This is a genomic window from Streptomyces sp. SKN60 (assembly GCF_026236535.1).
In the GTDB taxonomy this organism is placed as follows: domain Bacteria; phylum Actinomycetota; class Actinomycetes; order Streptomycetales; family Streptomycetaceae; genus Streptomyces.
Map to the genome: position 1 here is coordinate 1 of NZ_JAHTMW010000033.1, position 26,000 is coordinate 26,000.

Annotated in this window: 24 protein-coding genes; 15 read left to right on the plus strand and 9 right to left on the minus strand. The window is 75.2% G+C overall.

Going from position 1 to position 26,000, the window contains the following annotated elements; all coding sequences use genetic code 11:
- The 3 genes from KV205_RS34055 to KV205_RS34065 form a co-directional block, all read left to right on the plus strand.
- Positions 1-636, plus strand: a 636-nt coding sequence (locus KV205_RS34055; protein WP_265868842.1) for an electron transfer flavoprotein subunit alpha/FixB family protein, incomplete at its 5' end; no start/stop codon positions are given.
- A 153-nt stretch (positions 637-789) separates the two neighbouring features.
- On the plus strand, positions 790-2,079 hold the full coding sequence (locus KV205_RS34060) for an aldolase/citrate lyase family protein (protein ID WP_265868843.1): 1,290 nt from the start codon (positions 790-792) through the stop codon (positions 2,077-2,079).
- An 87-nt stretch (positions 2,080-2,166) separates the two neighbouring features.
- The gene (locus KV205_RS34065) at positions 2,167-4,266 is read left to right on the plus strand and encodes a serine/threonine-protein kinase (protein ID WP_265868844.1); all 2,100 of its coding nucleotides are present in this window, start codon (positions 2,167-2,169) and stop codon (positions 4,264-4,266) included.
- 18 nt (positions 4,267-4,284) lie between these two features.
- Here KV205_RS34065 and KV205_RS34070 read toward each other — a convergent pair whose 3' ends face one another.
- Positions 4,285-5,316 (minus strand): LacI family DNA-binding transcriptional regulator, encoded by a 1,032-nt coding sequence (locus KV205_RS34070; protein WP_265868845.1) that lies wholly within the window; start codon positions 5,314-5,316, stop codon positions 4,285-4,287.
- 145 nt (positions 5,317-5,461) lie between these two features.
- Here KV205_RS34070 and KV205_RS34075 point away from each other — a divergent pair, with 145 nt between their 5' ends.
- Together KV205_RS34075 and KV205_RS34080 are read left to right on the plus strand one after the other, a co-directional pair.
- The gene (locus tag KV205_RS34075; protein ID WP_265868846.1) at positions 5,462-6,424 is read left to right on the plus strand and encodes an ROK family protein; all 963 of its coding nucleotides are present in this window, start codon (positions 5,462-5,464) and stop codon (positions 6,422-6,424) included.
- Between the two features lie 325 nt (positions 6,425-6,749).
- A complete protein-coding gene (locus tag KV205_RS34080; RefSeq protein ID WP_265868847.1) occupies positions 6,750-7,841 on the plus strand; it encodes an NUDIX hydrolase in 1,092 nt (363 codons plus the stop codon).
- 180 nt (positions 7,842-8,021) lie between these two features.
- On the opposite strand, the gene KV205_RS34085 is transcribed toward KV205_RS34080, so the two are convergent.
- The 3 genes from KV205_RS34085 to KV205_RS34095 form a co-directional block, all read right to left on the minus strand.
- The gene (locus KV205_RS34085) at positions 8,022-8,576 is read right to left on the minus strand and encodes a hypothetical protein (protein ID WP_265868848.1); all 555 of its coding nucleotides are present in this window, start codon (positions 8,574-8,576) and stop codon (positions 8,022-8,024) included.
- Between the two features lie 34 nt (positions 8,577-8,610).
- A complete protein-coding gene (locus tag KV205_RS34090; RefSeq protein ID WP_265868849.1) occupies positions 8,611-9,363 on the minus strand; it encodes an MBL fold metallo-hydrolase in 753 nt (250 codons plus the stop codon).
- An 86-nt stretch (positions 9,364-9,449) separates the two neighbouring features.
- A complete protein-coding gene (locus tag KV205_RS34095) occupies positions 9,450-10,814 on the minus strand; it encodes a dipeptidase (protein ID WP_265868851.1) in 1,365 nt (454 codons plus the stop codon).
- 124 nt (positions 10,815-10,938) lie between these two features.
- Between KV205_RS34095 and KV205_RS34100 the strand changes: the two genes are divergently transcribed.
- Positions 10,939-12,345, plus strand: coding sequence for a geranylgeranyl reductase family protein (locus KV205_RS34100; RefSeq protein ID WP_265868853.1), 1,407 nt, complete (start codon positions 10,939-10,941; stop codon positions 12,343-12,345).
- A gap of 77 nt (positions 12,346-12,422) precedes the next feature.
- Here KV205_RS34100 and KV205_RS34105 read toward each other — a convergent pair whose 3' ends face one another.
- Entirely contained in the window at positions 12,423-12,890 is a 468-nt protein-coding gene (locus KV205_RS34105) for a nitroreductase family deazaflavin-dependent oxidoreductase (RefSeq protein ID WP_265868854.1), read from the minus strand.
- A gap of 159 nt (positions 12,891-13,049) precedes the next feature.
- On the opposite strand from KV205_RS34105, the gene KV205_RS34110 reads away from it, so the two are divergent.
- The 3 genes from KV205_RS34110 (at position 13,050) to KV205_RS34120 (ending at position 15,872) form a co-directional block, all read left to right on the plus strand.
- Positions 13,050-13,754: a TetR/AcrR family transcriptional regulator gene (locus KV205_RS34110; protein ID WP_265868855.1), complete on the plus strand. Its 705-nt coding sequence runs from the start codon at positions 13,050-13,052 to the stop codon at positions 13,752-13,754.
- Positions 13,755-13,905: 151 nt separating this feature from the next.
- Positions 13,906-15,111, plus strand: coding sequence for a sensor histidine kinase (locus KV205_RS34115; protein ID WP_265868856.1), 1,206 nt, complete (start codon positions 13,906-13,908; stop codon positions 15,109-15,111).
- A 98-nt stretch (positions 15,112-15,209) separates the two neighbouring features.
- Positions 15,210-15,872 (plus strand): response regulator transcription factor, encoded by a 663-nt coding sequence (locus tag KV205_RS34120; protein ID WP_265868903.1) that lies wholly within the window; start codon positions 15,210-15,212, stop codon positions 15,870-15,872.
- A 15-nt stretch (positions 15,873-15,887) separates the two neighbouring features.
- Here the strand turns inward: KV205_RS34120 and KV205_RS34125 are convergent, their stop codons facing one another.
- On the minus strand, positions 15,888-16,637 hold the full coding sequence (locus tag KV205_RS34125) for a maleylpyruvate isomerase family mycothiol-dependent enzyme (RefSeq protein ID WP_265868904.1): 750 nt from the start codon (positions 16,635-16,637) through the stop codon (positions 15,888-15,890).
- A 122-nt stretch (positions 16,638-16,759) separates the two neighbouring features.
- Positions 16,760-17,992, minus strand: coding sequence for an MFS transporter (locus KV205_RS34130; RefSeq protein WP_265868857.1), 1,233 nt, complete (start codon positions 17,990-17,992; stop codon positions 16,760-16,762).
- Positions 17,993-18,174: 182 nt separating this feature from the next.
- On the opposite strand from KV205_RS34130, the gene KV205_RS34135 reads away from it, so the two are divergent.
- The 3 genes from KV205_RS34135 (at position 18,175) to cpt (ending at position 20,855) form a co-directional block, all read left to right on the plus strand.
- The gene (locus KV205_RS34135; protein WP_265868858.1) at positions 18,175-19,407 is read left to right on the plus strand and encodes an ROK family protein; all 1,233 of its coding nucleotides are present in this window, start codon (positions 18,175-18,177) and stop codon (positions 19,405-19,407) included.
- Positions 19,408-19,418: 11 nt separating this feature from the next.
- Positions 19,419-20,234: a cyclopropane-fatty-acyl-phospholipid synthase family protein gene (locus KV205_RS34140; RefSeq protein ID WP_265868859.1), complete on the plus strand. Its 816-nt coding sequence runs from the start codon at positions 19,419-19,421 to the stop codon at positions 20,232-20,234.
- A 96-nt stretch (positions 20,235-20,330) separates the two neighbouring features.
- The gene (gene cpt / locus KV205_RS34145) at positions 20,331-20,855 is read left to right on the plus strand and encodes a chloramphenicol phosphotransferase CPT (protein WP_265868905.1); all 525 of its coding nucleotides are present in this window, start codon (positions 20,331-20,333) and stop codon (positions 20,853-20,855) included.
- Between the two features lie 27 nt (positions 20,856-20,882).
- On the opposite strand, the gene KV205_RS34150 is transcribed toward cpt, so the two are convergent.
- Both KV205_RS34150 and KV205_RS34155 read right to left on the minus strand, forming a co-directional pair.
- Positions 20,883-21,479 (minus strand): DUF4865 family protein, encoded by a 597-nt coding sequence (locus tag KV205_RS34150; RefSeq protein ID WP_265868860.1) that lies wholly within the window; start codon positions 21,477-21,479, stop codon positions 20,883-20,885.
- A gap of 23 nt (positions 21,480-21,502) precedes the next feature.
- Positions 21,503-22,099 (minus strand): TetR/AcrR family transcriptional regulator, encoded by a 597-nt coding sequence (locus KV205_RS34155; RefSeq protein ID WP_265868861.1) that lies wholly within the window; start codon positions 22,097-22,099, stop codon positions 21,503-21,505.
- A gap of 161 nt (positions 22,100-22,260) precedes the next feature.
- On the opposite strand from KV205_RS34155, the gene KV205_RS34160 reads away from it, so the two are divergent.
- Genes KV205_RS34160 through KV205_RS34170 form a run of 3 tightly spaced genes read left to right on the plus strand, consistent with a single transcriptional unit; the run spans position 22,261 to position 25,930 of the window.
- Positions 22,261-22,560 carry an SHOCT domain-containing protein gene (locus KV205_RS34160; protein ID WP_265868862.1) on the plus strand — a complete coding sequence of 100 codons (300 nt, stop codon included), beginning with the start codon at positions 22,261-22,263 and terminating at the stop codon, positions 22,558-22,560.
- Positions 22,557-23,336, plus strand: coding sequence for an ABC transporter ATP-binding protein (locus KV205_RS34165; RefSeq protein ID WP_265868863.1), 780 nt, complete (start codon positions 22,557-22,559; stop codon positions 23,334-23,336). Before KV205_RS34160 ends, KV205_RS34165 begins: the two co-directional genes overlap by 4 nt.
- Positions 23,333-25,930 (plus strand): ABC transporter permease, encoded by a 2,598-nt coding sequence (locus KV205_RS34170; protein WP_265868864.1) that lies wholly within the window; start codon positions 23,333-23,335, stop codon positions 25,928-25,930. Before KV205_RS34165 ends, KV205_RS34170 begins: the two co-directional genes overlap by 4 nt.
- Positions 25,931-26,000: the final 70 nt, after the last annotated feature.

The window sequence follows — 26,000 nt, forward strand, 5'->3', positions numbered from 1 at the left end:
GGCATCATCACCGACGCCGTGGACCTCGAGGCCGGCGCCGAGGGCCCGGTCGCGACGCAGTCCGCGTTCGCCGCCTCCTTCACCACCAAGTCCCGTGTCTCCAAGGGCACCCCGGTCATCACGGTCAAGCCGAACTCGGCCCCCGTGGAGGCCGCCCCGGCCGCCGGCACGGTCGAGGCCCTCGCCGTCTCCTTCTCGGAGAAGGCGCACGGCACCAAGGTCACCTCCCGCACCCCGCGCGAGTCGACCGGCCGCCCGGAGCTGACCGAGGCCGCGATCGTGGTCTCCGGCGGCCGTGGCGTCAACGGCGCCGAGAACTTCGGCATCATCGAGGCGCTCGCCGACTCGCTCGGTGCCGCCGTCGGCGCCTCCCGCGCCGCCGTCGACGCCGGCTGGTACCCGCACTCCAACCAGGTCGGCCAGACCGGCAAGTCGGTCTCGCCGCAGCTGTACATCGCCTCCGGCATCTCCGGTGCGATCCAGCACCGCGCGGGTATGCAGACCTCGAAGACCATCGTCGCGATCAACAAGGACGCCGAGGCGCCGATCTTCGACCTGGTCGACTACGGCGTGGTCGGCGACCTGTTCGACGTCGTGCCGCAGCTGACCCAGGAGATCCAGTCCCGCAAGGGCTGACCTGCGCACTCGTACCGGTCCGGGGGCCGCGTGGTGATCTTCACCGCGCGGCCCCCGGCCGTTTCGGACACCCATTGACGCGGCTCCGGACCGGCGGCTAACTTCGCCATACGGATTGTTGATTCCGTGCAGCGGAAAACAGGAGGATGTGGGATGGGTCAGCAGGAGAAGGTGTCGACGAGCCTCGCGGGCGCGGTCAGCGAGGGCATCAGCGCCTCCCTCGCCACCGTGGACGCCGAGCTGGACCGTCGCTACCCGGGAGACCCCGGCACCCGCCAGCCCGTCCACACCGTCTACGTCCCCGGCGACGTCTTCGACGCCGGCACCATCCGCTCCTGGGGCGACCAGGCCCTCGCGGCCCTCGACGAGCACGCCCCGGACGCCGCCACCTTCGCCCGCGTCCTCGGCCTCGCCGACGAGCTCGCCGAGGACGTCTACGGCCGGGTCCGCGCGAAGCTGGAGCGCGAGCCCATCGAGGACCTCCGCGTCGACTTCGAGGACGGCTACGGGGGCATGGAGGAGGACCACGACGCCGCCCGCGCCGCCCGGATCGTCACCGAGGCCTACGCGGACCTCAGCGCCGCCCCGTACATGGGCATCCGGATGAAGTGCATGGAGTCCGCCGTACGCGACCGCGGCATCCGCACCACCGACGTCTTCCTCACCGGCCTCATGGAGCACGGCGGCCTGCCCGACGGCCTCGTCCTCACCCTCCCCAAGGTCACCTACCCCGAGCAGGTCACCGCCTTCGTCCGCCTCCTGGAGGCCTTCGAGAAGGCCCACGGCCTCGACGAGGGCCGACTGGGCTTCGAGATCCAGATCGAGACCAGCCAGGCCATCCTCGCCGCCGACGGCACCGCCACCGTCGCCCGCATGATCGACGCCGCCGAGGGCCGCGCCACCGGCCTGCACTACGGCACCTTCGACTACAGCGCCTGCCTCGGCGTCTCCGCCGCCTACCAGGCCAGCGACCACCCGGCCGCCGACCACGCCAAGGCGATCATGCAGGTCGCGGCGGCCGGCACCGGCGTCCGCGTCTCCGACGGCTCCACCAACGTCCTCCCGGTCGGCTCCACCGCCCACGTCCACGAGGCCTGGAAGCTCCACTACGGCCTCACCCGCCGAGCCCTGGCCCGCGCCTACTACCAGGGCTGGGACATGCACCCGGGGCACATCCCCACGCGCTACGCCGCCGTCTTCGCCTTCTACCGCGAGGGCTACGAGACCGCCGCCAAGCGCCTCTCCGCCTACGCCAACCACGCCGGCGGCGACGTCATGGACGAGCCCGCCACGGCCAAGGCGCTCTCCTCCTACCTGCTCCGCGGCCTGCAGTGCGGCGCCCTCGACACCGCCGAGGTCGACGCCCTCACCGGCCTGACCCGCGCCGACCTGGAGCGCTTCGCGGCCCCGCGCCGCGGCGACCTGACGGCGACCGCCCAGTAACCCTCGGCCCGCGCGGGGCCACGGTCCGTGCCCCGTGCCCCGTACTCTGTACGCGTTCATCGCAGCCGACAGAGGAACGGGGCACGGGTGTCTTCGGGGGAGTACGAGCGGCTGGCCGGCCGCTACCGTCTGGTGAGCCGACTGGGGCGCGGCGGCATGGGGGTCGTCTGGCGCGCGGTCGACGAGGTCCTCGGCCGCGAGGTGGCCGTCAAGGAACTGCGCACCTACCACGACGCGTCGGGGCCGGAGCTGGAAGACCTGCGGCTGCGCATGCAGCGCGAGGCACGGGCGGCGGCCCGGGTCCGCCACCCCGGAGTGGTCGCCGTCCACGACGTGACCGAGCATCAGGGCCGGCCCGTCATCGTCATGGAGCTCGTCGAAGGACCCTCCCTCGACGGCGTGCTCGGCGAACGCGGTGTCCTCGACCCGCGGGAGGCGGCCGGCATCGGCGCCGCCGTCCTGGAGGCGCTCGCCGCCGCGCACGAGGCGGGCGTGCTGCACCGCGACGTCAAGCCGGGCAACGTGCTCCTCGACCGCGGCGGGCGGGTCGTCCTGACGGACTTCGGCATCGCCGCGATGGACGACCCCGGCGACGGCTCCGCCACCCACCTCACCCGCAGCGGCGAGATCGTCGGCTCCCTCGACTACCTGGCCCCCGAACGCGCCCAGGGCCACCAGCCGGGCCCGCCCTCCGACGTCTGGGCCCTCGGCGCCACCCTCTACGCGGCGGTGGAGGGCGCCTCCCCCTTCCGCCGCACCTCCACCTGGTCCACCCTCAACGCCATCGTCGTCGACCCCCTCCCCACCCCCCACCACGCCGGCCCCCTGACCCCGGTCCTGCTACGCCTCCTGGACAAGGACCCGACCCGCCGCCCGGACGCGAGGACGGCGGCGGCGCTGCTGCGGGCGGTGGCGGAGGCGACCGAGGGGCCGGCCTCGACGGTCCCGGGTGCGGCGCCGCCTCCGGCGGCGGGGGCTCCCGCTCTGGCGGGCCCGGCAGGCTCGGTCCCGGGCGCGCCCGGCGCCGTACCGGCAGAGGCGACGCAGCCGTGGGTGCCGGCGGGGCAGGAGCCGGTGCCGCCTCGGCCGGAGGCCGGGCGTCCGGTGGCATCGCCTGCCGCGCCCGCGCAGGCGTGGCCGCAGGCCGGGCAGGGAGCTGTACCGCTCCGGCCGGAGGCCGGCGGCCCGGTGGGGCCGCTCGGGGAGGAACTCGGATCGCCTTGGGCAGCGGGCGGCGGCTCGGCGGTGCCGCCCACCGCGGCCGCACGGGAGTGGACGCCGACCGGCCCGGGCGTCGTGTCGCCTCGGCCCGCGGGCGGCAGCCCTGCGTCCCCGTTCGTGCAGGAGCCTGCACCGACCGGGCCGGAGGCCGGGCGTCCGGTGGCGGGGGCTCGCGTTCCGGCGGGCCCGGCAGGGTCGGTCCCGGTCGCGCCCGGCGTCGTACCGCGCCCGCCCCAGGGCTTCGGCCCGGCGGTCGCGCCGGCGACGAGCCCCGTGGCGTACGGAGGGCAGGGCGGCCCCGCCGGGCCGCCCGCGCGGAAGCGGTCCGGGGCGGCGCTGGTCGCCGCAGCCGTCGCCGGTGTGCTGCTTGTCGGCGGCGGGGTGACGTACGCGTTGCTCGACCGCGACGGCGGTCAGGGGAGCGGGCGTGAGCCGGTCGCCGGCGGGGCGGAGTCGGCGCGGCCCACCGGCGATGCCGGACGGGTTCTCGACCCGGGGGCGCCCGGCGGGCGGCCGTCCGTGTCCGTGACGCCCTCGCGGGAGGGGGAGAAGCCGTCGGCCTCCCCGTCCGCGCCCTCGTCGGCCCGGCCCGGCACCCGGCCGACCACCGCACCCACGCCCGCGCGCACCGGCGGCACGCAGACCGCGCCCGCACCCACGCCCGCACCCACGCCGTCGAGCGGCGGCGGCTGCACCGCGAAGGGCGGCGGGAAGTACGACTGCCAGGTGTGGCGCACGGAGAAGACGTACCGTCACGACGGCGGCGAGATGGGCGTCCTGAACGCCGGTACGAACTACTTCTACTGCCAGGTCGACCTCGGCCGACGCGAGACCTACGGCCGGTGGACCAACATCTGGTGGGCCAGGACCGACGACGACAGCGGCAACACCAACGTGTACTTCAGCGTCGTCTACATCAAGGGCGGCAACAACGACCAGCCGGTGCCGGGCCTCCCGATCTGCTGAACCCGGCCTGCACGCGCGTCAGGCCGGCGGCGCGATCTCGCCCGAGCCCCGGGCGATCAGCCGCGTCGCGAGGACCGTCGTCTCCGGCGCCCCGGCCACCCCGTCGAGGCGCCGGAACAGCCGCTGCGCCGCCGTGCGGCCGAGCGCCGCCGCGTCCTGCGCGATCACCGTGATGCCCAGCAGATCGGCCAGCTCGATGTCGTCGAACCCGACGAGCGCGACCGGCCGTTCCCGCCCGGCGAGCACCCGGACCGCCGTCACCGTCACCCGGTTGTTGCCCGCGAACAGCGCCGTCACCGGCTCCGGCCCGGACAGCATCGTCCCGACCGCCGCCGCGACCCGCTCCGGATCCGTCGGCCCGAGCGACACCCACCCCTCGGCGACGTCCAGCCCCGCGTCCTCCATCGCCGCCCGGTAGCCGCGCAGCCGCTCCGTCGCGGTGTGGATGCGCGGGCTGTCGCCGATGAAGCCGATCCGTCGGTGCCCGTGCGCGATCAGGTGCGCCACGCCCGCGCGGGCACCGCCGAAGCTGTCCGAGAGCACCGTGTCCGCCTCGATCCGGCCCGCCGGCCGGTCCACGAAGACCGTGGCCACGCCCGCCCGCATCTCCGGCTCCAGATAGCGGTGGTCGCCGCCCGCCGGGATGACGATGAGCCCGTCCACCCGGCGCGCGCACAGCGCGAGCGCCAACTCCTGCTCGCGCTCCGGGTCCTCGGCGCTGGAGCCGTTGATGAGCAGTGCCCCGTGCGCCCGCGCCACCTCCTCGACGGCGCGGCTCAGCGGCCCGTAGAACGGGTCGGCGAGGTCCTCCAGGACCAGTCCGACCGACGCCGTGCGCCCCTTGCGCAGCACCCGCGCGCTGTCGTTGCGGCGGAAGCCGAGCGACTCGATGGCCTCCTGCACCCGCCGCTCGGTGTCGGGCGTGACGCCCGGCTCGCCGTTGACGACCCGCGAGACGGTCTTCAGGCCCACGCCCGCCCGGGCGGCGACGTCCTTCATGGTGGGCCGATTGCCGTAACGGTGCTCGGGGCGGCGGGCGATGTCGGCCACGGTGGGGGGTTCCTCCGTCGGGTGTGCGATCGGGCGCTCAGATGCGTATCGATCTCGTTGCTGTCGAGCATAGGCCCTGGACAACGTTGTCAGAGGCGGGAAGACTGTAGGTCACACCCACCGTCCCCACGGAAACCCGGAGCCCATGAGCACAGACCTCGTCGTCGCCCTCGACATCGGCGGCACCAAGATCGCCGGAGCGCTGGTCGACGCCGGGGGCCGCATCCACGTGCGCGCCCAGCGGCCGACGCCCGCGCGCGAGGACGGCGAGACGGTGATGAAGGCCGTGACGGCGGTGCTCGACGAACTCGCCGGCTCCCCGCTGTGGGCCTCCGCCGGAGCCGTCGGCATCGGCAGCGCGGGCCCGGTGGACGCCTCCGCCGGCACCGTCAGCCCGGTCAACGTGCCCGGCTGGCGCGACTTCCCGATCGTCGAACGGGTGCACCGGGCCACCGACGGACGGCCCGTCACGCTGGTCGGCGACGGCGTCGCGATGACCGCCGCCGAGCACTGGCAGGGCGCGGCGCGCGGCCACGACAACGCGCTCTGTCTCGTCGTCTCTACCGGCGTCGGCGGCGGCCTCGTCCTGGGCGGGCGGCTCCACCCCGGCCCCACCGGCAACGCCGGTCACATCGGCCACATCAGCGTCGACCTGGACGGCGACCCCTGCGCCTGCGGCGGACGCGGCTGCGTCGAACGCATCGCCAGCGGCCCGCACATCGCCCGCCGCGCCCTGGAGGCCGGCTGGCGGCCGGGCCCGGACGGCGACGCCTCGGCCGCCGCGGTGGCCGCCGCCGCCCGGGCCGGCGACCCGGTGGCCGCCGCCTCCTTCGAGCGCGCCGCCCAGGCCCTGGCCGCCGGGATCGCCGCCACCGCCTCCCTGGTCGAGATCGACATCGCGGTCGTCGGCGGGGGAGTGGCCGGCGCGGGCGAGGTGCTCTTCGCGCCGCTGCGCCGCAGCCTCCGCTCGTACGCCACGCTCTCCTTCGTCCGCGGCCTCACGGTCGTGCCCGCCCTCACCGGCACCGACGCCGGCCTGCTCGGCGCCGCCGCGGCCGCCGCCCCGGGTCCGGACGCGGGTTCGGGTCCGACTCCGGTACGGGGCTGAGCGCACCCGGCGGCGCAGGACTGGCCGAAGGGCGTACGCGGGGCGCACGCAGGGCGCGCGGAGGCGCCGTACGGCCGGCGGGGCCGCGCCCTCCGCGCCGTACCGCCACCGTGCCCGACGTGTCCGGCGGCTTCCGGTCGGGTCCGGTACGGTCCGGCGCGCACCGCTCCGCACCGCCCCGGCACGTACCGGGCGGGCGCCGGACCCCCGCCGCAGACCGGCGGACGGCCGCGCGCGGGGGCGTGCGCCGGACCGCCGCCGCCCGGTGGTTTCCGTGGCAGGGTGGTGCGGGCAAGCCACCTGGGGCCGACGATGAGGGGGAATCGTGATCATCTGGATCAACGGGGCGTTCGGCGCGGGGAAGTCCAGCACCGCGCGCGAACTGGTCGAGCTGATCCCGGACAGCACGCTGTACGACCCCGAGGCCACCGGTGGCGCGCTGAGCCGGCTGCTCCCGCGGAAACGTCTCGCGGAGGTCACCGACTTCCAGGACCTGCCGATCTGGCGCCGCCTCGTCGTGGACACCGCCGCCGCGCTGCTCGCCGAGCTCGGCGGGGTGCTCGTGGTCCCGATGACCCTGCTGCGGCAGGAGTACCGGGACGAGATCTTCGGCGGCCTCGCCGCCCGCCGGATCGAGGTCCGGCATGTGGTGCTCGCACCCGACGAAACGATCCTGCGGGAGCGGATAGAGGGCCGTGCCGCGCTCGTGGGCGCCGTCGACGCCGCCGAGGCGGCCGTCACCGCCCGGGCCACCGGCGAGGCCCCGGCCGCGGCCGCGGCCCGCGCGGGCCGCTGGTGCCTCGGCCAGCTCGACCGCTACCGCAGCGCCCTCGACGGCTGGCTCGCCGCCGACGCGTACGCCGTCGACAACTCCATGCTGACCGCGGCCGAGACGGCCCGGGCCGTCGCCGACGCCGTCACCACCGGCCGCGCCGCCCCCTGCGGCATCGTCCAGACCCCGGAACCGACCGGCGAGACCCTGGCCGCCGGGGTGCTCCTCTTCGACGAGAACGACCGGTTCCTCCTCGTCGACCCCACCTACAAGCCCGGCTGGGAGTTCCCCGGCGGCGTCGTCGAACCCGGCGAGGCACCCGCCCGGGCCGGCATGCGCGAGGTCGCCGAGGAGATCGGGCTCCGGCTCGACACCGTGCCCCGGCTGCTCCTCGTCGACTGGGAACGCCCCCAGCCCCCCGGCTACGGCGGCCTCCGCCTCCTCTTCGACGGCGGCCGCCTCTGCTCCGCCGACGCCGAACGCCTCCTCCTGCCCGGCGCCGAACTCCGCGCCTGGCGCTTCGTCACCGAAGCCGAAGCCGCCGACCTCCTCCCCCCGGTCCGCTACACCCGCCTCCACTGGGCCCTGCGCGCCCGCGAACGCGGCACGGTCCTGAACCTGGAGGCGGGCGTCCCGGTGGGCTGAGGACGTCGGCCCACCGGGACGCGCCTTCCGGATCTTGCCGGCGCCCCGACGCCCCCGAGCTTCGCTCGGGTGGGGGACCCCCGGCGGAGCCAGGGGCGTGCCCCCCCCGCGTCGACTCCGCGCCCTCGGCCCTCGGTCTGATCCGGCCTGAGCGGAAAGACTGCCTGGCGCAGCCGCCCGTCAGCGCCGCCCGTAGCCGCGGGCGGCGATCCGGGAGGCGACGAGCCGGACCGTCTCCGGCATCTCGGGATGGCCCGAGGTCTCCAGGAGGGTGATCGCCACGCCCCCGTGCAGGACGCGCAACCGCGACCCGTCCGCTTCCAGGGCCACGCCGTGATACGGGTGCTCCCACAGCAGGGTCGAGCCTTCCCAGAGCTGCATCCGGCGGGTGGTCGTGCGCAGCTGGTACGGGGCGTGTTCGGGCTGAGTGGTGCGGCTCCGCGGCGGGGCGGGGGCGTGCCAGACCCCGAACTCGTTGAGGACGGTCTCGCCCGGATCCAGCGAATCCTTCCGCACACGGAACTCACGGCCGAGCCGCACACCGCCCCACGCGGCGGCGGCAGTGGCCGCGACCGCGAACGGGTCCACGACCCACCAGGGGAAACCCCCGGCCACGGCGTTGAGCGACTCGACGCCCATGACCACGCCGCCGACCGCGGCACCGATCACCCCGCCCAGGATCCCGGCCCGGCGGATCCGCCGGGACCGCTCCTCGTCCATCGGCTCCTCTGACATGCTTCCCCCTGTTCGACAAGGAGGAGACGATCAGTCAGACCTCGCCGGTTCCCGGGGCGAAGTCAGCGACGGGCGGGGCCGGTTCCGCCGCCTTCGTGAACGCCTGCGCGAAGCGCTCCGCCGTGTCCTCGGTCACCGGCTCGCCGTGCCCGCAGCACAGCACCGACGGGCGCAGCTCCGCGAGGCGGCCCATCGAGGCGAGTGCCTCCGCCCGGTCCACATGGAGGACGCCGAACATCACGTCCGGCACCGAGGCCACCGTGTCACCGGTGAACAGCACGCCGTGGTACGGGAGATGAACGGCGATCGAGCCGGGCGTGTGGCCCGGGCCGTGCACGACGACCGCGCCGTCGCCGAAGTCGAGCAGCTCGCCGCCCGAGAGCTCGCGGTCCACCCGGGTCGGCGGCGCCTCCGGGCTGGTCAGCCCGTGTTCGTGGATCGGGCGCTCCCAGTCGAGCAGATCGGGCTCGGGGACGGGGAGTTCACCCCGGACGTACGGGGCGTCGAGAGCGTGTGCCAGGATCTCGGCGCCGAAGCGGTCCGCCAACTCCCCGGCCGCGCCCACGTGGTCGCGGTGGCCGTGGGTGAGCACGATCCGGCGGATGCCGGACGGGTCCAGGCCGGCGCCGCGCAGCGCCGCCCCGATCTGGTCCGCCGTACCGGCCCAGCCGGCGTCGATCAGGGTCAACTCCGCGCCGTCGCACCAGAGATAGGCCTGGCCGATGGGGAAGCGGAGCATGTGCAGCCGGGGAGTGATCTCCACGAGTGCCACGTCTGTGAGGTCCATGCCGCGAACGTACGCGCGGCACCCACCCGGCGGGCCGGTCTACGCTCTGGGCGAGTTCCGCCCAGAGCGTGAGCCCGGCGGACCGCTTACGCCTTCGAGCGGGCGTAGTTGACCAGGAAGTGCGCCTCCGCCACCGACAGGCGCTCCAGCTCCTCCGGCGACACCGACTCGTTCACCGCGTGGATCTGCGCGTCCGGCTCGCTCAGGCCGATCAGCAGGATCTCCGACTCCGGGTAGAGCGTGGCCAGCGTGTTGCACAGCGGGATCGAGCCGCCCATGCCGGCCGTCTGCATCTCCAGACCCGGGTACGCGACCTTCATCGCCTCCGCCATCGACGCGTACGCCGGGCTGGAGGTGTCCGCCTGGAACGCCTGGCCCTGGCCGACCTGCTCGACGGCGACCCGCGCGTTCCACGGCGTGTGCTTCTCGATGTGCGCGATCAGCAGCTCCGTCGCCTTCGCCGCGTCCTGGCCGGGCGGCACCCGCAGGCTGATCTGCGCACGGGCGCTCGCCGGGATGGACGGGGTGGCGCCGGCCACCGGGTGGGCGTCGATGCCGATGACGGTCACGGCCGGACGGGCCCAAATGCGGTCGGCCACCGTGCCGTTGCCCGGCAGGTCCACCCCGTCGAGCACCTTCGCGTCCTGGCGGAAGTCCGCCTCCGGGTACTGCAGGCCCTCCCACGCCGCGTCCGCCGGCAGCCCGTCGATCACGGTCGAACCGTCCTCGGCGCGCAGCGAGTCCAGGATGCGGATGAGCGCCGCGAGCGCGTCCGGCGCGGCACCGCCGAACTGGCCCGAGTGCAGATTGCCCTGCAGCGTGTCGACGCTGACCCGGACCATCGTCATACCGCGCAGCGTCGCCGTCACCGTCGGCAGCCCCACCCGGAAGTTGCCCGCGTCGCCGATCACGATCGCGTCCGCCGTCAGCAGCTCGGGGTGCGCCTCCGCGTACCGCTCCAGACCGCCGGTGCCCTGCTCCTCCGAGCCCTCCACGATCACCTTGACCGTGACCGGTACGCCGCCGTTGGCCTTCAGCGCGCGCAGCGCGAGCAGGTGCATGACGAAGCCGCCCTTGCAGTCGGCCGCGCCGCGCCCGTACCAGCGCCCGTCCGCGCGCTCGGTCAGCTCGAACGGCGGGGTCAGCCACGCCGCCTCCACCAGCATCGGCTGCACGTCGTAGTGCGCGTACAGCAGCACGGTCGGCGCGCCCGCCGGGCCGGGCAGCACGCCGTACACCGACTGCGAACCGTCCGGCGTGTCGAGCAGCGCCACGTCCTGGAAGTCCTCGGCGCGCAGCGCGTCGGCCACCCAGTTCGCGGCGGCCTCGCACTCGCTGCGCGGGGCGACGGCCTCGTCCGCGACCGACTGGAAGGCCACCAGCTCCGTCAGCTCCGCCTTGGCGCGGGGCATCAGGGATGCGACGGTCTCGGCGATCGGATTCGCGGTCATGGGCACGCTCCTGGTGGGTGCGACGTTGTGAGGACGACGCCGTGTTCGGTTGTACGGCGAACGCACCGTCGATCCTACGCGCGGGGCGGCCCGGCCCGGCCGGGCCCCGCTACCGGGCCGTAGGATGCGGCACAGCAGGAACCACCGGTCGGATCAGGAGCAGAAGCACATCGTGAGCAGCGAGAACGCAGACGCCGGAGCGGACGAGGGCGCGGCGGAAGGCGTGGCGGAGACCGGCTCCGGGCCGGTTGATCCGGACGCCGGGCAGCACGACGGACAGCAGGTCTGGGACGTGGTCGTCGTCGGCGCCGGCCCCGCCGGGGCCTCGGCGGCCTACGCGGCGGCGGTGTCCGGCCGCCGGGTGCTGCTCCTGGAGAAGGCCGAGCTGCCCCGCTACAAGACCTGCGGCGGCGGCATCATCGGCCCGTCGCGCGACGCGCTGCCGCCCGGTTTCGAACTGCCCCTGCAGGACCGCGTCCACGCCGTCACCTTCCAGCTCGGCGGGCGCTTCGCCCGTACCCGCCGCTCCCGGAAGATGCTCTTCGGCCTGATCAACCGGCCCGAGTTCGACGCCCAGCTGGTGGAGCACGCCCAGAAGGCGGGCGCCGAGCTGCGCACCGGAGTGACCGTCAGCCGGGTGGAGCAGCACGGCCCGTCCGTGCCGGACCGCCGCACGGTCGCCGTGGTCCTCGCCGACGGCGAGACCGTGCTCGCCCGCGCGGTCGTCGGCGCCGACGGCAGCGCCAGCCGCATAGGGGCGCACGTCGGGGTCAAGCTCGGCCAGGTCGATCTCGGCCTGGAGGCCGAGATCCCGGTGCCCGCGTCGGTCGCGGAGGACTGGAAGGGCCGGGTCCTCATCGACTGGGGCCCGCTGCCGGGCAGTTACGGCTGGGTGTTCCCCAAGGGCGACACGCTCACTGTCGGCGTCATCTCGGCCCGCGGCGAGGGCGCGGCCACCAAGCGCTATCTGGAGGACTTCGTCGCGGGCCTCGGGCTCGCGGGCTTCGAACCGGCCGTCTCCTCCGGCCATCTGACCCGCTGCCGCACCGACGACTCGCCGCTCTCCCGCGGCCGGGTCCTGGTGTGCGGCGACGCGGCGGGCCTGCTTGAGCCGTGGACCCGCGAGGGGATCTCCTTCGCGCTGCGCTCGGGGCGGCTCGCGGGGGAGTGGGCGGTCCGGATCGCGGAGGCGGGCGACGCCGTGGACGCGCGCCGGCAGGCGCTCAACTACGCGTTCGCCATCAAGGCCGGTCTGGGCGTCGAGATGGCCGTGGGACGGCGGATGCTCGCGGTCTTCGAACGCCGTCCGGGTCTGCTGCACGCTGCGATCACCGGTGTGCGGCCGGCCTGGAAGGCCTTCGCGGACATCACCCGCGGCGTGACGACCCTGGCGGGCATGGTGCGGGGCAACGGCCTGGCGCGCCGTGCGCTCGACCTGCTCGACCGGTCGATGGACACCTCGGTGGGCGTGGGCCCGGCGGGGCGCGGTGTGACGCCGGCGAAGGACGAGCCCGCCACCGACGCGCCGTAGGGCTTACGGGAACGTGAGGGCGGGGCCCGGCCACTGGCCGGACCCCGCCCCCTTTTTTCGTCCTCCCGCCGGGCCGCTCAGGCACTGGCGATGTCGGCGATCCGGAAGACCGGGTGCCTGGGCGCGATGGCGCGCAGCTCCTCGTCCGTCGAGTCCGGGCCGACGCCCTCGAAGAACACACCGACCTCGGCCTTCCAGCGCTTGAGGTAGGCGCGGAGCAGCACCGGCTTGTCGTCGTCGCCGACCTCGACCGCGGTGAACGCCTGCACGTGCTTGCCGAGGTGCAGCTCGCCGCCGCCCGCCGCGCGCATGTTGTGGGTCCACTGGACGTGTCCGCGCGGGGCGACCAGGTACTGGGCGCCGTCCACCGTCAGCAGGTTGACCGGAGTGCGCCGCCACTCGCCGCTCTTGCGGCCGCGCACCGCGAGCACCCGGGAGCCCCAGACGCTGATGCCGCGCCGGGTGATCCAGGCGACGAAGCGGTTCATCACGTGGACGGTGAACCAGCCGGGCTTGATGACGTGGGCGGGGGTGTGGGCGGACATCGGAGCCTCCAGGCGGCGGGCACGAGCTATGGGGTGAGCGCCGCTCCAAAGTGTGAGCAGTGCTCTCCCTTAAGACCAGTATGCACGGACCGGCGCTCTCAAGCAAGAGCACTGCTCTCGTTTCAGTGCGGTGCTCCGAAACATGGCAGACTGCTCTCCATGACCACCGTTCAAGGAGCCCGCGCCCGCGCCCGGATCGAGATCACCGCCGCCATCAAGGACGAGGCCCGCCGGCAGCTCGCCGCCGAGGGAGCGGCCAAGCTCTCGCTGCGCGCCGTCGCACGCGAGCTCGGCATGGTCTCCTCCGCGCTCTACCGCTACTTCCCGAGCCGCGACGACCTGCTGACCGCGCTGATCATCGACGCGTACGACTCCGTCGGCGCATCCGCCGAACAGGCCCGCGCCGCCGCCGCGACCGCCGCCCCCGGCGACCACCTCGCCCACTGGACCGCCGCCTGCCGCGCCGTCCGCGCCTGGGCGGTGGCGCACCCCCACGAGTACGCCCTGATCTACGGCTCCCCGGTCCCCGGCTACTCCGCCCCCCAGGACACCATCGCGCCCGCCTCCCGCGTCGGCCTGCTGCTCGTGTCCACCGCCCGGGCCGCGTACGACGACAAGGCCGTCGCCCCGCCGCCGCTCCCGGCCACCCTCCACCCCGAGGCCGAGCGGCTGGCCGCCGACCTCGCCCCCGACCTGCCACCGCCGCTCGCGGTCGCCCTCGTCTTCGCCTGGGCCCAGCTCTTCGGCCTGATCTCCTTCGAGGTGTTCGGCCAGTTCAACAACGTCGTGGAGGACCGCGACGCCTTCTTCGCGGCGGCGGCGGAACGGCTCGGCCGCGACGTGGGGCTCCTGCCGAAGCCGTGACCGGGGCGGCCGGCCGGGCGGGCCGAGACCGCGCCCCCACCCACGACCCGCGCCCCCCACCCACGCCCCGACCCGTACTCCCCCGGGAGTACGGGTGACCACCCCGCCCGGCGGACGCCCCCGCAGGCCAGGCGCGTCTAGCGTGGGGCGCATGGACGAAGAGCCGAGCAGCAGGCGGGGTCCCCGGCCCGGCGGGCCCTGGGGCGGCGGGGAGCGCCACGGGCTGCCCTGGCGGTCGACGCTGGCCGTCGGGGTGTTCGTGCTGGTCGGGTCGGGCTTCGCCGCCCGCAACCAGCCCGAGCGCGTCGCGCTCGACGGACTCGCCCGCACCCTCCTCGTCCTCGCCGTCGTGCCGCTGCTCCTCCGCCACCGCCGCCCCGTGCCCGTCGTGTCCGCCGTGGCGGCGGTGACCCTCGCGTACCTGGCCGCGGGATTCGCGTACGGTCCGGTCTTCCTCCCCGTCGCGCTCGCTTGCTTCGCCGCCGTCGTGCACGGCCACCGCCGCGCCGCGTGGTGGGCGCTCGGTTCGCTCTGGGCCGGACACCTGCTGATCGCGCACTGGCTGTACCGGTATCTGCCGCCCGCCGGCGACGGCCCGGCGCCCTGGGGGCAGGAACTCCCGACCGCCGCCTTCGTCGTGGCGATCCTCGCCGCCTCCGAACTCGTCCGGGTGCGCCGCGAGCAGTGGGCCAAGGAGCGCGCCGAACGGGCCGCCGCCGAGCGGCGCCGGGCCGACGAGGAGCGCCTGCGGATCGCCCGCGAGCTGCACGACGTCCTCGCCCACTCCCTCTCCGTGATCAACGTCCAGGCCGGCGTCGGCCTCGCGCTGCTCGACTCGGACCCGACCCAGGCCCGCACCGCGCTCACCACCATCAAGGCCGCCAGCAAGGAGGCCCTCGGCGAGGTACGGCAGGTCCTCGACACCCTGCGGGCTCCCGGCGACGCACCCCGCGCGCCCGCCCCCGGCCTTGACCGGCTCCCGGAGCTGGTCGAGCAGGCCGCCGCGGCCGGCCTCACCGTACGCACCGAGACCGAGGGGCGGCCCAGACGGCTGCCGCCGGGGACGGAACTCGCCGCGTTCCGGATCGTGCAGGAGGCGCTCACCAACGTGGTCCGCCACTCCGGCTCCCGCACCGCCACGGTCGTCCTCGGCTACCACCCCGGCGCCCTGGAGGTCAGCGTCGACGACGCGGGACCGGCCACCGGTGGTGACGCGGGCGGCAGCGGCAACGGACTCGCCGGAATGCGGGAGCGGGCCGCCGCGCTGGGTGGCACCATCGAGGCGGGCACCCGGCCGGACGGCGGCTTCCGGGTGCGCGCCAGCCTCCCCGTCCGCCCCGAGGAGCCGACCCGGTGAGCCCCGAGACGCCCGACACGCCCGAGACCCCCAACACACCACCGAAGCCGCCCGAGCCGCCCAACACCCCCAACACGCCCGGCACACCGGCACCACCCATCCGCGTCCTGCTCGCCGACGACCAGTCCCTGGTCCGGGCCGGCTTCCACGCCCTCCTGTCGGCGCAGCCGGACATCGAGGTCGCCGGCGAGGCCGCGGACGGCGCGGAGGCCGTCGAGCGGGTCCGCGCCCTGCGCCCCGACGTGGTCCTGATGGACATCCGGATGCCCCGGCTCGACGGCCTCGCCGCCACCCGCGAGATCACCGCCGACCCGGAACTCGCCGCGGTGAAGGTGGTCATGCTGACCACCTTCGAGCTCGACGAGTACGTCTTCGAGGCCATCCGCTCCGGCGCCTCGGGCTTCCTGGTCAAGGACACCGAGCCCGAAGAACTGCTACGGGCCGTGCGCGCGGTCATGGACGGCGACGCGCTGCTCTCGCCCGGCGTGACCCGCCGCCTCATCGAGGAGTTCGCGGCCCGCTCCAAGGCGCCCGCCCGGACCGTCGGCCTCGGTGAACTCACCGAGCGGGAGCGGGAGGTGATGGCCCTGGTCGGCCTCGGCCTGTCCAACGAGGAGATCGCCCGCCGCCTCGTCGTCAGCCCGCTGACCGCCAAGACCCACGTCAGCCGCACGATGGTGAAGCTCGGCGCCCGCGACCGGGCCCAACTCGTCGTCCTCGCCTACGAGTCGGGCCTGGTGCGCCCCGGCTGGCTCGGCTGAACCGCCGCCCTGCGGCTACGACCAGGTGATGGCGGAGTTCTCCCGCCACAGCCGGGCGAGCCCCGCGTCCCCGGACATCCGCACCGCATCGAGCGGCAGCCGGTTCCACAGCGTCAGATACAACCGGTCGGCGGGCCCGCTCAGTTCGCAGTCGGCGGGGCGGGTGCCGTCCGTGTCGCGCTCGGTCCGGGGAGCCTCCGGGGACAGGTGTACGTCCCAGAGGTCGCCGGTGTCCGTGGCCCGGACCCGCAGCAGGGCGGGCCGCTCCGTACGCACCCGGCTCTTGTCCCGACCGTGCATCGCGCGCAGCAGCTCGTCCACGCCGTCGGCGGCGAGCGCCGGGTCCACCGGGCCGGGGCCGGCCGGGAGCGCCGACTCGGCGTCCGCCCGGTGAACCGTGGTCTCGTGGGCCTGGCGGCGCGCCCAGAAGGCGAGCGGCGACGGCGCCGGCAGGAAGGTCCAGCACTCCAGGTCGGCGGGGGCGGTGCGCAGCGCGACCACGAGCCGCTCGTGCCCTTCGCGTACGTACGCGAGGAGCGCGTCGCCGTCCAGATCGGGTTCGCCGCCGTCCGGGTGGTAGGAGGTGTGGCCCTCGGCGACGAAGGCGGTGGCCCAGCGGTGCACCATCGTGGTGTGCCGCAGCAGGTCGCGCACCCGCCAGCCGGGGCAGGTGACGACCTCGGCGTCGGTCCCGGCCGCCGCCGCGGCGGTCAGGAGGGCCTTGCCCGCGGTGTCGAGCGCGTCGATGTGCGTGTCGATGCTCAGGGTGTCCATGACACGGATTATGACGAGGCGACGGAGGCCGACGGGGCGGGGGAGACGAGAGGACCGCAGGGGACGGCCCCCAAGGCGCACCCGCCCCGCCGGGCCCGCCCCGCCCCCACCGCTCAACCCCTCCCGCTCACCCGCCTCTCCCGCGCCGCCCACCCCATCGCCGCCGCCCCCGCCGCGAGCACCGCGACCGTCGTCAGGGCGACCGGCAGCGAGAACCAGTCGGCGAGGAAGCCGATGGACGGCGGGCCGAGGAGCATGCCGCCGTAGCCGAGGGTGGACGCGGTGGCGACGCCGCTCGGTCCGGCGAGGGCGCCGGCGCGGGCCACGGCGACCGGGAAGATGTTGGCCAGGCCGAGGCCGGTCACGGCGAAGCCGAGCAGGGCGGCCCACACGGTCGGCGCGAGCGCGCCGAGCAGCATGCCCGCGGCGGCGGTGAGCCCGCCCGCGACCAGGGTGCGGGTCTGGCCGAGGCGTTCGAGCAGGGCGGTGCCGGAGAGCCGGCCGGCGGTCATGGTGAGGGCGAACAGCGAGTAGCCGGCCGCCGCCACACCGGGGTGCGCGGCCAGGTCCTGCGCGAGGTGCAGGGCGCCCCAGTCGGCGAGCGCGCCCTCTCCGTACGCCGTGCAGAGCGCGATCACGCCGAAGACGACCACGGCCCGGCGGGCCCCGGGGGTACGGGCCGGCCCGCCGTCGGCCTTCGGGCGTGCGGGCAGCGCCTCGTGCGGGGCGGGGGAGGGGTGCTGCAGGAGTACGGGACCGGCGGCGGCCGTCAGGAGCAGGCCGGCCACCGTGAGGCCGAGCAGATGGGCGGTGGGGGAGAGGGCGCCCGCCACGAGTCCGCCGAGTCCGGCGCCGAGCATGCCGCCGAGGCTGAAGGCGGCGTGGAAGCTCGGCATCACCGGGCGGCGCAGCGCGGCGACCAGGTCGACGGCGGCGCTGTTCATGGCGACGTTGATCCCGCCGTACGCGGCGCCGAAGACCAGCAGCACCAGGCCGAGCGCGAGCGGGGAGCGGGTCAGCGGCGGCAGGGCGAGGGAGAGCGAGAGGAGCACGGCCGTGACGACGGTGACGGGGTGGCTGCCGTAACGGCGGCACAGGCGCCCGGTGAGCGTCATGGTGACGACCGCGCCCGCGGACACGCCGAGCAGGGCGAGGCCGAGGTCGCCGGCCGAGGCGCCGGTCTGCTGCTTGATGGCCGGGATGCGGACCACCCAGCCGGCGAAGAGGAATCCGTCGAGGGCGAAGAACAGGGTGAGGGCGGTGCGGAGGCGGGTCAGGGAGAGGGTGGCGGTGTCTCCGCGGGTTCCCCCCGATACGGCCGTCCGTACTTTGTTTAGTAGCGGCACAAACTCAGGATAGGGGTGACCGCCGCCCGGATTCAACCCGCCGGACCCGCCCGCCCCGGCCGTCGGACCCGCCCGCCCCCGCCGCGCCCCGGAGGCTGCCGCCGCCTCCCCCGAGGGTCCGGACCCGGCCAAAGAGGGACGGCAGGGGATTCCGGGCGGGCGATCATGGGACACTCGGGGCCATGAACGGCAAGGCGACGACGACCCGGACACGGCTGGACAGGGGGCGCAGCGCGCTCGGACCCGCGCTCGAACTCGTGCACACGGGCCGGGCCCCGACCCGCGCCGTGCTCACCGCCGAGCTCGGGGTCACCCGCGCCACCGCCGGCGCCGTCGCCGCCGAGCTGGAGGCCCTCGGCCTCATCCGCGTCGACTCCAACCCGGGCGCCGCCGCAGGCTCCCAGGGCCGGCCCTCGCACCGACTCACCATCGACGAGAAGGGCCCCGTCGCCCTCGCCGCCCAGGTGCACGCCGACGGCTTCCGGGCCGCCCTGGTCGGCCTCGGCGGCACCATCGAGGCCACCGCCCCCGGCTGTGTGACCGTCTCCGCCGACCCCGCCCAGGTGCTCGGCGCCGTCGTCGAGGCCGGGGCCGCGCTGCTCCGCGCCACCGGCCGGCGCTGTGTCGGTGCCGGACTGGCCGCGCCCTCCGCGGTCGCCGAGCCGGAGGGCACGGCGCTCAACCCGCTGCACCTCGCCTGGCCGGCCGGTGCGCCGGTCCGCGAGATCTTCGCCGAGCAGATCCGCGCCGCCGGCATCGAGGGCCCCGCCTTCACCGGCAACGACGTCAACCTCGCCGCCCTCGCCGAGCACCGGCACGGCGCCGGCCGCGGCGCCAAGGACCTGCTGTGTGTGGCCACCGGCCACCGCGGCGTCGGCGGCGCGCTCGTCCTCGACGGGCGCCTGCACACCGGGAGTTCGGGCCTCGCCCTGGAGGTCGGCCATCTCACCGTCAACCCCGAGGGCCGTCCCTGTCACTGCGGTTCGCGCGGCTGCCTCGACGTCGAGACCGACCCGCTGGCCTTCCTCACCGCCGCGGGCCGCGACCCCGGCCCCGAGGTCTCGCTGCTCCAGCAGGCCCGCGACCTGCTGCGCGACCACGCCGACGACCCCGGAGTCCGGGTCGCCACCGGGGAGTTGATCGACCGGCTCGGCCTCGGCCTGGCCGGGCTGGTCAACATCCTCAACCCCGACCGGATCATCCTCGGCGGCCTGCACCGCGAGCTCCTGGACGCCGACCCGGGACGGCTCCGCGCCGTGGTCGCCGACCGCAGCCTGTGGGGCCGCAGCGGCGGCGTACCGATCCTGCCCTGCACCCTCGACCACAACAGCCTGGTCGGCGCCGCCGAACTCGCCTGGCAGCCGGTCCTCGACGACCCGCTAAATGCCTTGGGCGGTACGGCCGACGCCAGCTAGGGTCGCGCCCCATGACCGAAACCCCCGGCACAGACGCCATAGCCACAGACGACGTAGCCACCGACGACTCCGCCGGCGGACCGCCGGCCTTCGGCACCGGACTCACCTTCCACGGCCCGCTGTCCGAGGCCCGGGCCGACGCCATGATCGCGCGGCTCGCCGCCGCCTCGCCCGCCACGGTGCTCGACATCGGCTGCGGCTGGGGCGAGTTGCTGCTCCGGGTGCTCACCGCCGTCCCCGGCGCCAAGGGCCTGGGGATCGACATCAACGGCGCCGACCTCGCCCTCGGGCGACAGCTCGCCGCCGAGCGCCGCCTCTCGGAACGTGTCGAGTACGTCGAGGAGTCCGGTCACGGCACGCCCCGCGGCCCCGCCGACACCGTGCTGTGCCTCGGCTCCGGCCAGGCGCTGTGCGACCCCGACGGCCCGTACGACCTCGCCACCATCCTGCGCGAACTGCGCCGTCTGGTACGGCCCGGCGGCCGGGTTCTGCTCGGCGAGGGCTTCTGGCAGCGCATCCCCACGGACGCCGAGCTGGCCCGGATGTGGCCCGGCGCCCGCGTCGAGGATCACACCACCCTCGACGTCCTCGTGGACCTCGCGATCGAGGCGGGCTTCCGGCCGGCCTGGATCGAGACGGCGAGCCCGGAGGAGTGGGAGGCCTTCGAGTCCGGCTACCGCCAGGCCACCGAACTCTGGCTCGCCGCCCACCCCGAGCACCCGCTCGCCGCCGAGACCCGCGCCAGGGTCGACCGGCAGCGCGGCCACTGGCTCGGCTACCGCGACCTGCTCGGCATCGCCTACCTCACCCTGGTGCCGGTGGGCTGAGAGCCCGCCGCGCGAGCACGAGCCTGCCGGGCGCCGGCCGAAAACCACTCGGGGCGGAGCGCGGGAAACCCCTAGGGTGACCGGGTGACGACCCGGATGATCATCCTCAACGGCGGTTCCAGCTCCGGCAAGACCGGCATGGTCCGCTGCCTCCAGGCCGTGCTGCCCGAACCCTGGCTGGCCTTCGGCGTCGACGACTTCGTCGACGCCCTGCCCGCGAAGCTCGAAGGCACGCCGGGCGGCATCGAGTTCGACACGGACGGCGCGGTGCGCGTCGGACCGGAGTTCCGTGCCCTGGAGGCGGCCTGGACGCAGGGCATCGTGGCGATGGCCCGGGCGGGCGCCCGGATCGTCGTCGACGACGTCTTCCTCGGCGGCGCCGCCTCCCAGGACCGCTGGCGCGCGGCCACCGCCGGACTCGACGTGCTGTGGGTCGGCGTCCGCTGCGCCCCCGAGGTGGCCGCCGCGCGCGAGATCGCCCGCGGCGACCGGACCAGCGGCATGGCGGCCCAGCAGGCCGAACTCGTTCATCAGGGCGTCACGTACGACCTGGAGGTCGACACCACCCGTACCGAGTCGCTCGACTGCGCCCGGACGATCGCGGCGCACGTGCGCCGCTGACCCCGGTCCGTCGTCCCCACCGGGCGGCTACCAGGTGCGTCCCGGGCCGAGACCCGCGCGCCCCGGGGCGGACAGGTGCAGCACCTGGAAACGGTCGGCGTCCGGCTCCGCGGCACGGGGATCGGGATCGGGGTCGGCCCACAGCGTGAAGGTGAGCAGCTCCCAGTGGCGCGGATCCACGGCGACGGCCCGCGCCACCACGCCGTCGGCCTTGACCTCGGCGGCCTGCCGCTCCAGGGCGCTCTCGACCGCCTCGGCCGGGGTGAGGCGCTCCGGAATCGGCCGGCGGCGGCGCGTCGCGGTGCGCGGTGGCTCGGCGGACGCCGGGCCCTCGTCGTACGCGAGGCCGGTCCAGTGCTGGACCACCGGCCGCCCGAAGTCGGTGACGATGCCCTGGAATCCGGGCCCCCACAGGAAGGCGTTCATCCCCGCCGGGTCGGCCCACAGATAGAACGGCGCGTACTGGTTCACCGGCGAGCCGTCCGCCCGCTCACGTATCAGATAGGCCTTCAGGCCGAGGCCCGGGAAGGCGTCGAGCAGATGCCCGCGGGTCGCCACCCGCTCGCGGATGATCCCCATGTCGTAGTCCGCGGGCAGGGTGATCTCGTACTGCAGGGCGTGCATGAACCGTGCTCCTCACATCGTCGTCAGCGGGTGGTACGGGGCGCGAGCAGCGCGAGCAGACCGCGTACGGCCGTGTCGAAGGCGGCGGGGGAGCCGGTGGCGCGGGCGAGCACATAGCCGCCCTGCACGGTCGCGACGATCGCCGAGGCGAGCTCCCCGGCGTCCAGCGAACGGCCGGACTCGCCGCCGAACTCCCCGCCGTCCAGGCCCTCCTGGACGATCCCGGTGAGCCGGCCGCGCAGCCAGTCCAGCGTCTCGTCGACCGGCGCGCGCAGCGCCGCGCTCGCGACGACCTCGGGGTCCATCGTCAGCCGCCCCACCGGACAGCCGCGCAGCACGTCGCGCTCGCGCAGCAGATACGCCTCGATCCGCGCGTACGCCGTGCCCTCGCCGCCGAGCACCCGCTCGGCGGCGGCCCGCAGCTCGGCCGCGCTCCGCCTGATCGCGGCGAGCGCGAGGTCCTGCTTGCCGTCGAAGTGGTGGTACATGCTGCCCTGGCCCGCCCCGGCGGCCTGCTGGATCGCCTTCGGGCTGGTGCCGACGTAACCGCGCTCCCACAGCAGTTCGCGGGTGGCCTCGATCAGTCGTTCCGGCGCGTCGGCAGTCCTGGCAGCACTCATGATCCTCACTGTACATACCAGTAGGTACAGAGTCGAGGAGCAGCCGCCCGACCCGCCCGTACTCCCTGGGTGGTACGCGAGAAGCCGCTGGCCGTACGACGACTCGGGGGCCGGTCCGGAGCGAGTCTCAAGGTATCGACCACCGGAGGAGCTGACCGACGATGAACACCCTCGCTTACGCGGGCCCCGGCCCGTGGATCCTCTTCTTCCCGCTCGTCTGGGCGGCCGTGATCTTCACCGTGATCACCCTGGTACGCCGCTTCGGCCGGTTCCGCCGGTACGGCTGGGGCGGCCCGGGCGGCCCCGGCACCCCGCGCGTCGACGAGCAGTCGCCGATCGCCCTGCTCGGCCACCGCTTCGCCGCCGGCGAGATCGACGAGGACGAGTACTGGCGCCGGCTGACCGTCCTGGAGGAGCAGTTCGGGCGGCGTACGACCGATGACAAGGGGCGCCGCCGATGACCACCACCACGCTCCCCGCGGCCGCCGCGCGGGTCGTCGACGCCGTGAAGGTCTACGGCGCCGGCGACACCGAGGTCCGGGCCCTGGACGGGGTGAGCGTCGCCTTCCCGGCCGGCCGCTTCACCGCGATCATGGGCCCCTCGGGCTCCGGCAAGTCCACCCTGATGCACTGCGCCGCCGGGCTCGACACCCTCACCTCCGGCTCCGCGCTGATCGGCGACACCGATCTCTCCGCCCTCGACGACCGCGGGCTCACCCTGCTGCGCCGCGAGCGGATCGGCTTCGTCTTCCAGGCCTTCAACCTGCTGCCGACGCTGACCGTCGCGGAGAACATCACCCTGCCCCTGGACCTGGCCGGGATCGCCCCCGACCGGGCGCGGCTCGACGCCCTGATCGACGCCGTCGGCCTGCGTGACCGGCTGCACCACCGCCCGAGCGAGCTGTCCGGTGGCCAGCAGCAGCGGGTCGCCGTCGCCCGGGCCTTCGCCGGCGCCCCCGACGTGGTCTTCGCCGACGAACCCACCGGCAATCTCGACTCCCGTTCCGGCGAGGAGGTGCTGCGGCTGCTCGGCGACACCGTGCGCGGGACCGGCCGCACGGTCGTCATGGTCACCCACGACCCGGTGGCCGCCGCCCACGCCGACGAGGTGGTCTTCCTCGCCGACGGACGCCTCGTCGACCGGATGCAGGCGCCGACCGCCGAGCGGGTCCTCGACCGGATGAAGTCCCTCGACGGGCCCCGCGACTCCCTGACGGGGAGGAGGGCGCTGACATGACCGCCACCGGCCGTACCACCCGGCCCACCCCACGGCCCACCACCCGCACCGCCCTCCGCCTCGGCCTCGCCGCCCTCCGCACCCACCGGCGCCGCTTCCTCGGCACCTTCGCCGCCGTGCTGCTCGGCGTCGCCTTCCTCACCGGCACCCTCGTCATGGGCGACACCCTCCGGGCCGGCTTCGACACCCTGTTCGCCGACGCCAACCGCGGCACCGACGCCGTCGTCCGCAGTACGGACGTGGTGACCGCGGCCGGCGAGACCCAGGGCACCCGCGGCCCGGTCGACGCCGCACTGGCCGCCCGGATCGCCCAGGTCCCGGGCGTCACGGCGGCCGTCCCGCGCGTCCAGGGCGCGGGCCAGCTCGTCGGCGGCAACGGCAAGCCCGTCGGCGGCCAGGGCCCGCCCACCCTGGCCGGCACCTGGATCCAGGACCCCGAGCTCAACCCGTACGCCCTCGCCGAGGGCCGCGCCCCGCAGAAGTCCGGCGAGGTCGTCGTCAACCGCGGCGCCGCCGAGGCCGGCGGGCTCGCGCTCGGCTCCACCACCGTGCTCCGCACCCCGGACCCGGTACGCGTCACCGTCGTCGGCCTCGCCACCTTCGGCGGCGCGGACGGCATGGGCCAGGTCACCTACACCGGACTGACCGCCGCCGACGCCGAGAAGTACCTGGCGCCGAAGGCCGGCGAGGCCACCGACATCCTCGTCCGGGCCGGCCCCGGCACCTCCCAGGAGGAACTGGTCGACGCCCTGGCACCCGTACTCCCGCAGGACGTCGAGGCGATCACCGGACAGCAGGCCACCGACGAGAGCAACGAGATGATCTCCGGCCGCTTCCTCGGCCTGTTCACCACCCTGCTCCTGGTCTTCAGCGGCATCGCCCTGCTGGTCTCGGTGTTCTCCATCCACAACACCTTCGCCATCGTCGTCGCCCAGCGCACCCGCGAGAACGCGCTGCTGCGCGCCCTCGGCGCCGAGCGCCGCCAGGTCGTCGGCATGACCCTGGCCGAGGCGGTCGCCGTCGCGGTGCTCGCCTCCGCGGCCGGACTCCTCGGCGGCATCGGCATCGCCGCCGGTCTGCAGGCCCTCTTCCCGGCGATCGGCTTCCCCTTCCCGGACGGCTCCCTGGTGATCGGCGCGGTGTCGCTCGTGCTGCCGTTCGCCGTCGGCCTCGCCGTCTGCGTCGGCTCGGCCCTGCTGCCCGCCGTACGGGCCGGGCGCACCGCCCCGCTCGCCGCGCTGCGCGAGACCGCCGTCGACGACTCCGCCGCCTCGCACCGCCGCACCGCGCTCGGCGCCGGACTGCTGCTGCTCGCCGTCGGCCTGGTGCTCGCCGGGGTGCTCGCGGTGCCCTCGCTGTGGCTGGCCGGCTCCGGCGCGGTGCTCGCCCTCGCCGCGTTCGTCGTCCTCGGCCCGGTGGCCTCCTCGTACGCGGTACGGATCCTGGGCGGCCCGCTGCGCGGCACCAACCGGGGGCTCGCCCGCCGCAACGCGCTGCGCAGCCCGCGCCGTACCGCCGCGACGGCCACCGCGCTGATGATCGGCGTGGCCGTCGTCTCCCTCTTCACCGTCTTCGGCGCCTCCCTCAAGGCGACCATGGACGACACGGTGTCCCGCTCCTTCGCGGGCGACGTGGCCGTCAGCACGCCCTCGTTCGGCGCGGGCGGCAGCGGCCTGAGCCCGGGCCTCGCGCCCGCCGTCGCCGCGCTGCCCGAGGTGGACACGGCCGTCGGCCTGGGGCAGGGGATCGCCGAGGTGGACGGCCGCGGCCGGGCCCTGACCGTCACGGACCCGGCGGCGCTCTCCCGGGTGCTCGACCTCGGGGACGTACGCGGCTCGCTGACCGGGCTCGGCGCGGACGGGATCGCGGTGGCGGACGACGAGGCCGAGCGGTACGGGCTCGTGCCCGGCCGCACCGCGGAGCTGGCCTTCACCGACGGCACCCGGCAGACCTTCACCGTACGGGCCGTGTACGCGCGATCCGATCTGGCCGGCGACTATCTGGTCACCCGTCAGGCCTGGGCCCCGCACCGGATCCAGGACGCCGACCGGCTGGTCGCGGTGACCTTCGAGGAGGGCGTCTCGACGGGTACGGGCGAGGCGGCGGTGCAGAACGTCGCGGAGCGCTTCGGCAACCCCGAGGTGCAGACCCGCGAGGAGTACGCGGAGTCCTCGGCCGCCGGCATCGACATGATGCTGACCCTGGTCTACGCGCTGCTCGCGCTCGCCGTCCTGATCGCCCTGCTCGGCATCGCCAACACATTGACCCTCGCCGTGCACGAACGCACCCGCGAACTGGGCCTGCTGCGGGCGGTGGGCCAGACCCGGGCGCAGCTGCGGGCCATGGTCCGCTGGGAGTCCGTCCTGGTCGCGGCCTTCGGCACGGTCGGCGGGCTGCTGCTCGGCGGCTTCCTCGGCTGGGTCCTGGTGGCGGCCTCCGACGGCGCCTCGGACAGCGCGTTCAGCTTCGCGCTGCCGCCGCTGCGGCTCGCGGTGGTCGCCCTGATCGGACTCGCCGCCGGCGTCGTCGCGGCCTGGCGGCCGGCCCGCCGGGCGGCCCGCCTGGACGTGCTGCGGGCCATCGCGACGGAGTGAACCGGCGTCAGAGGAGGGCGAGACACCGTCTAGGGGCGGGGGTTCCGGGAGACCGGGCCCCCGCTCGGCG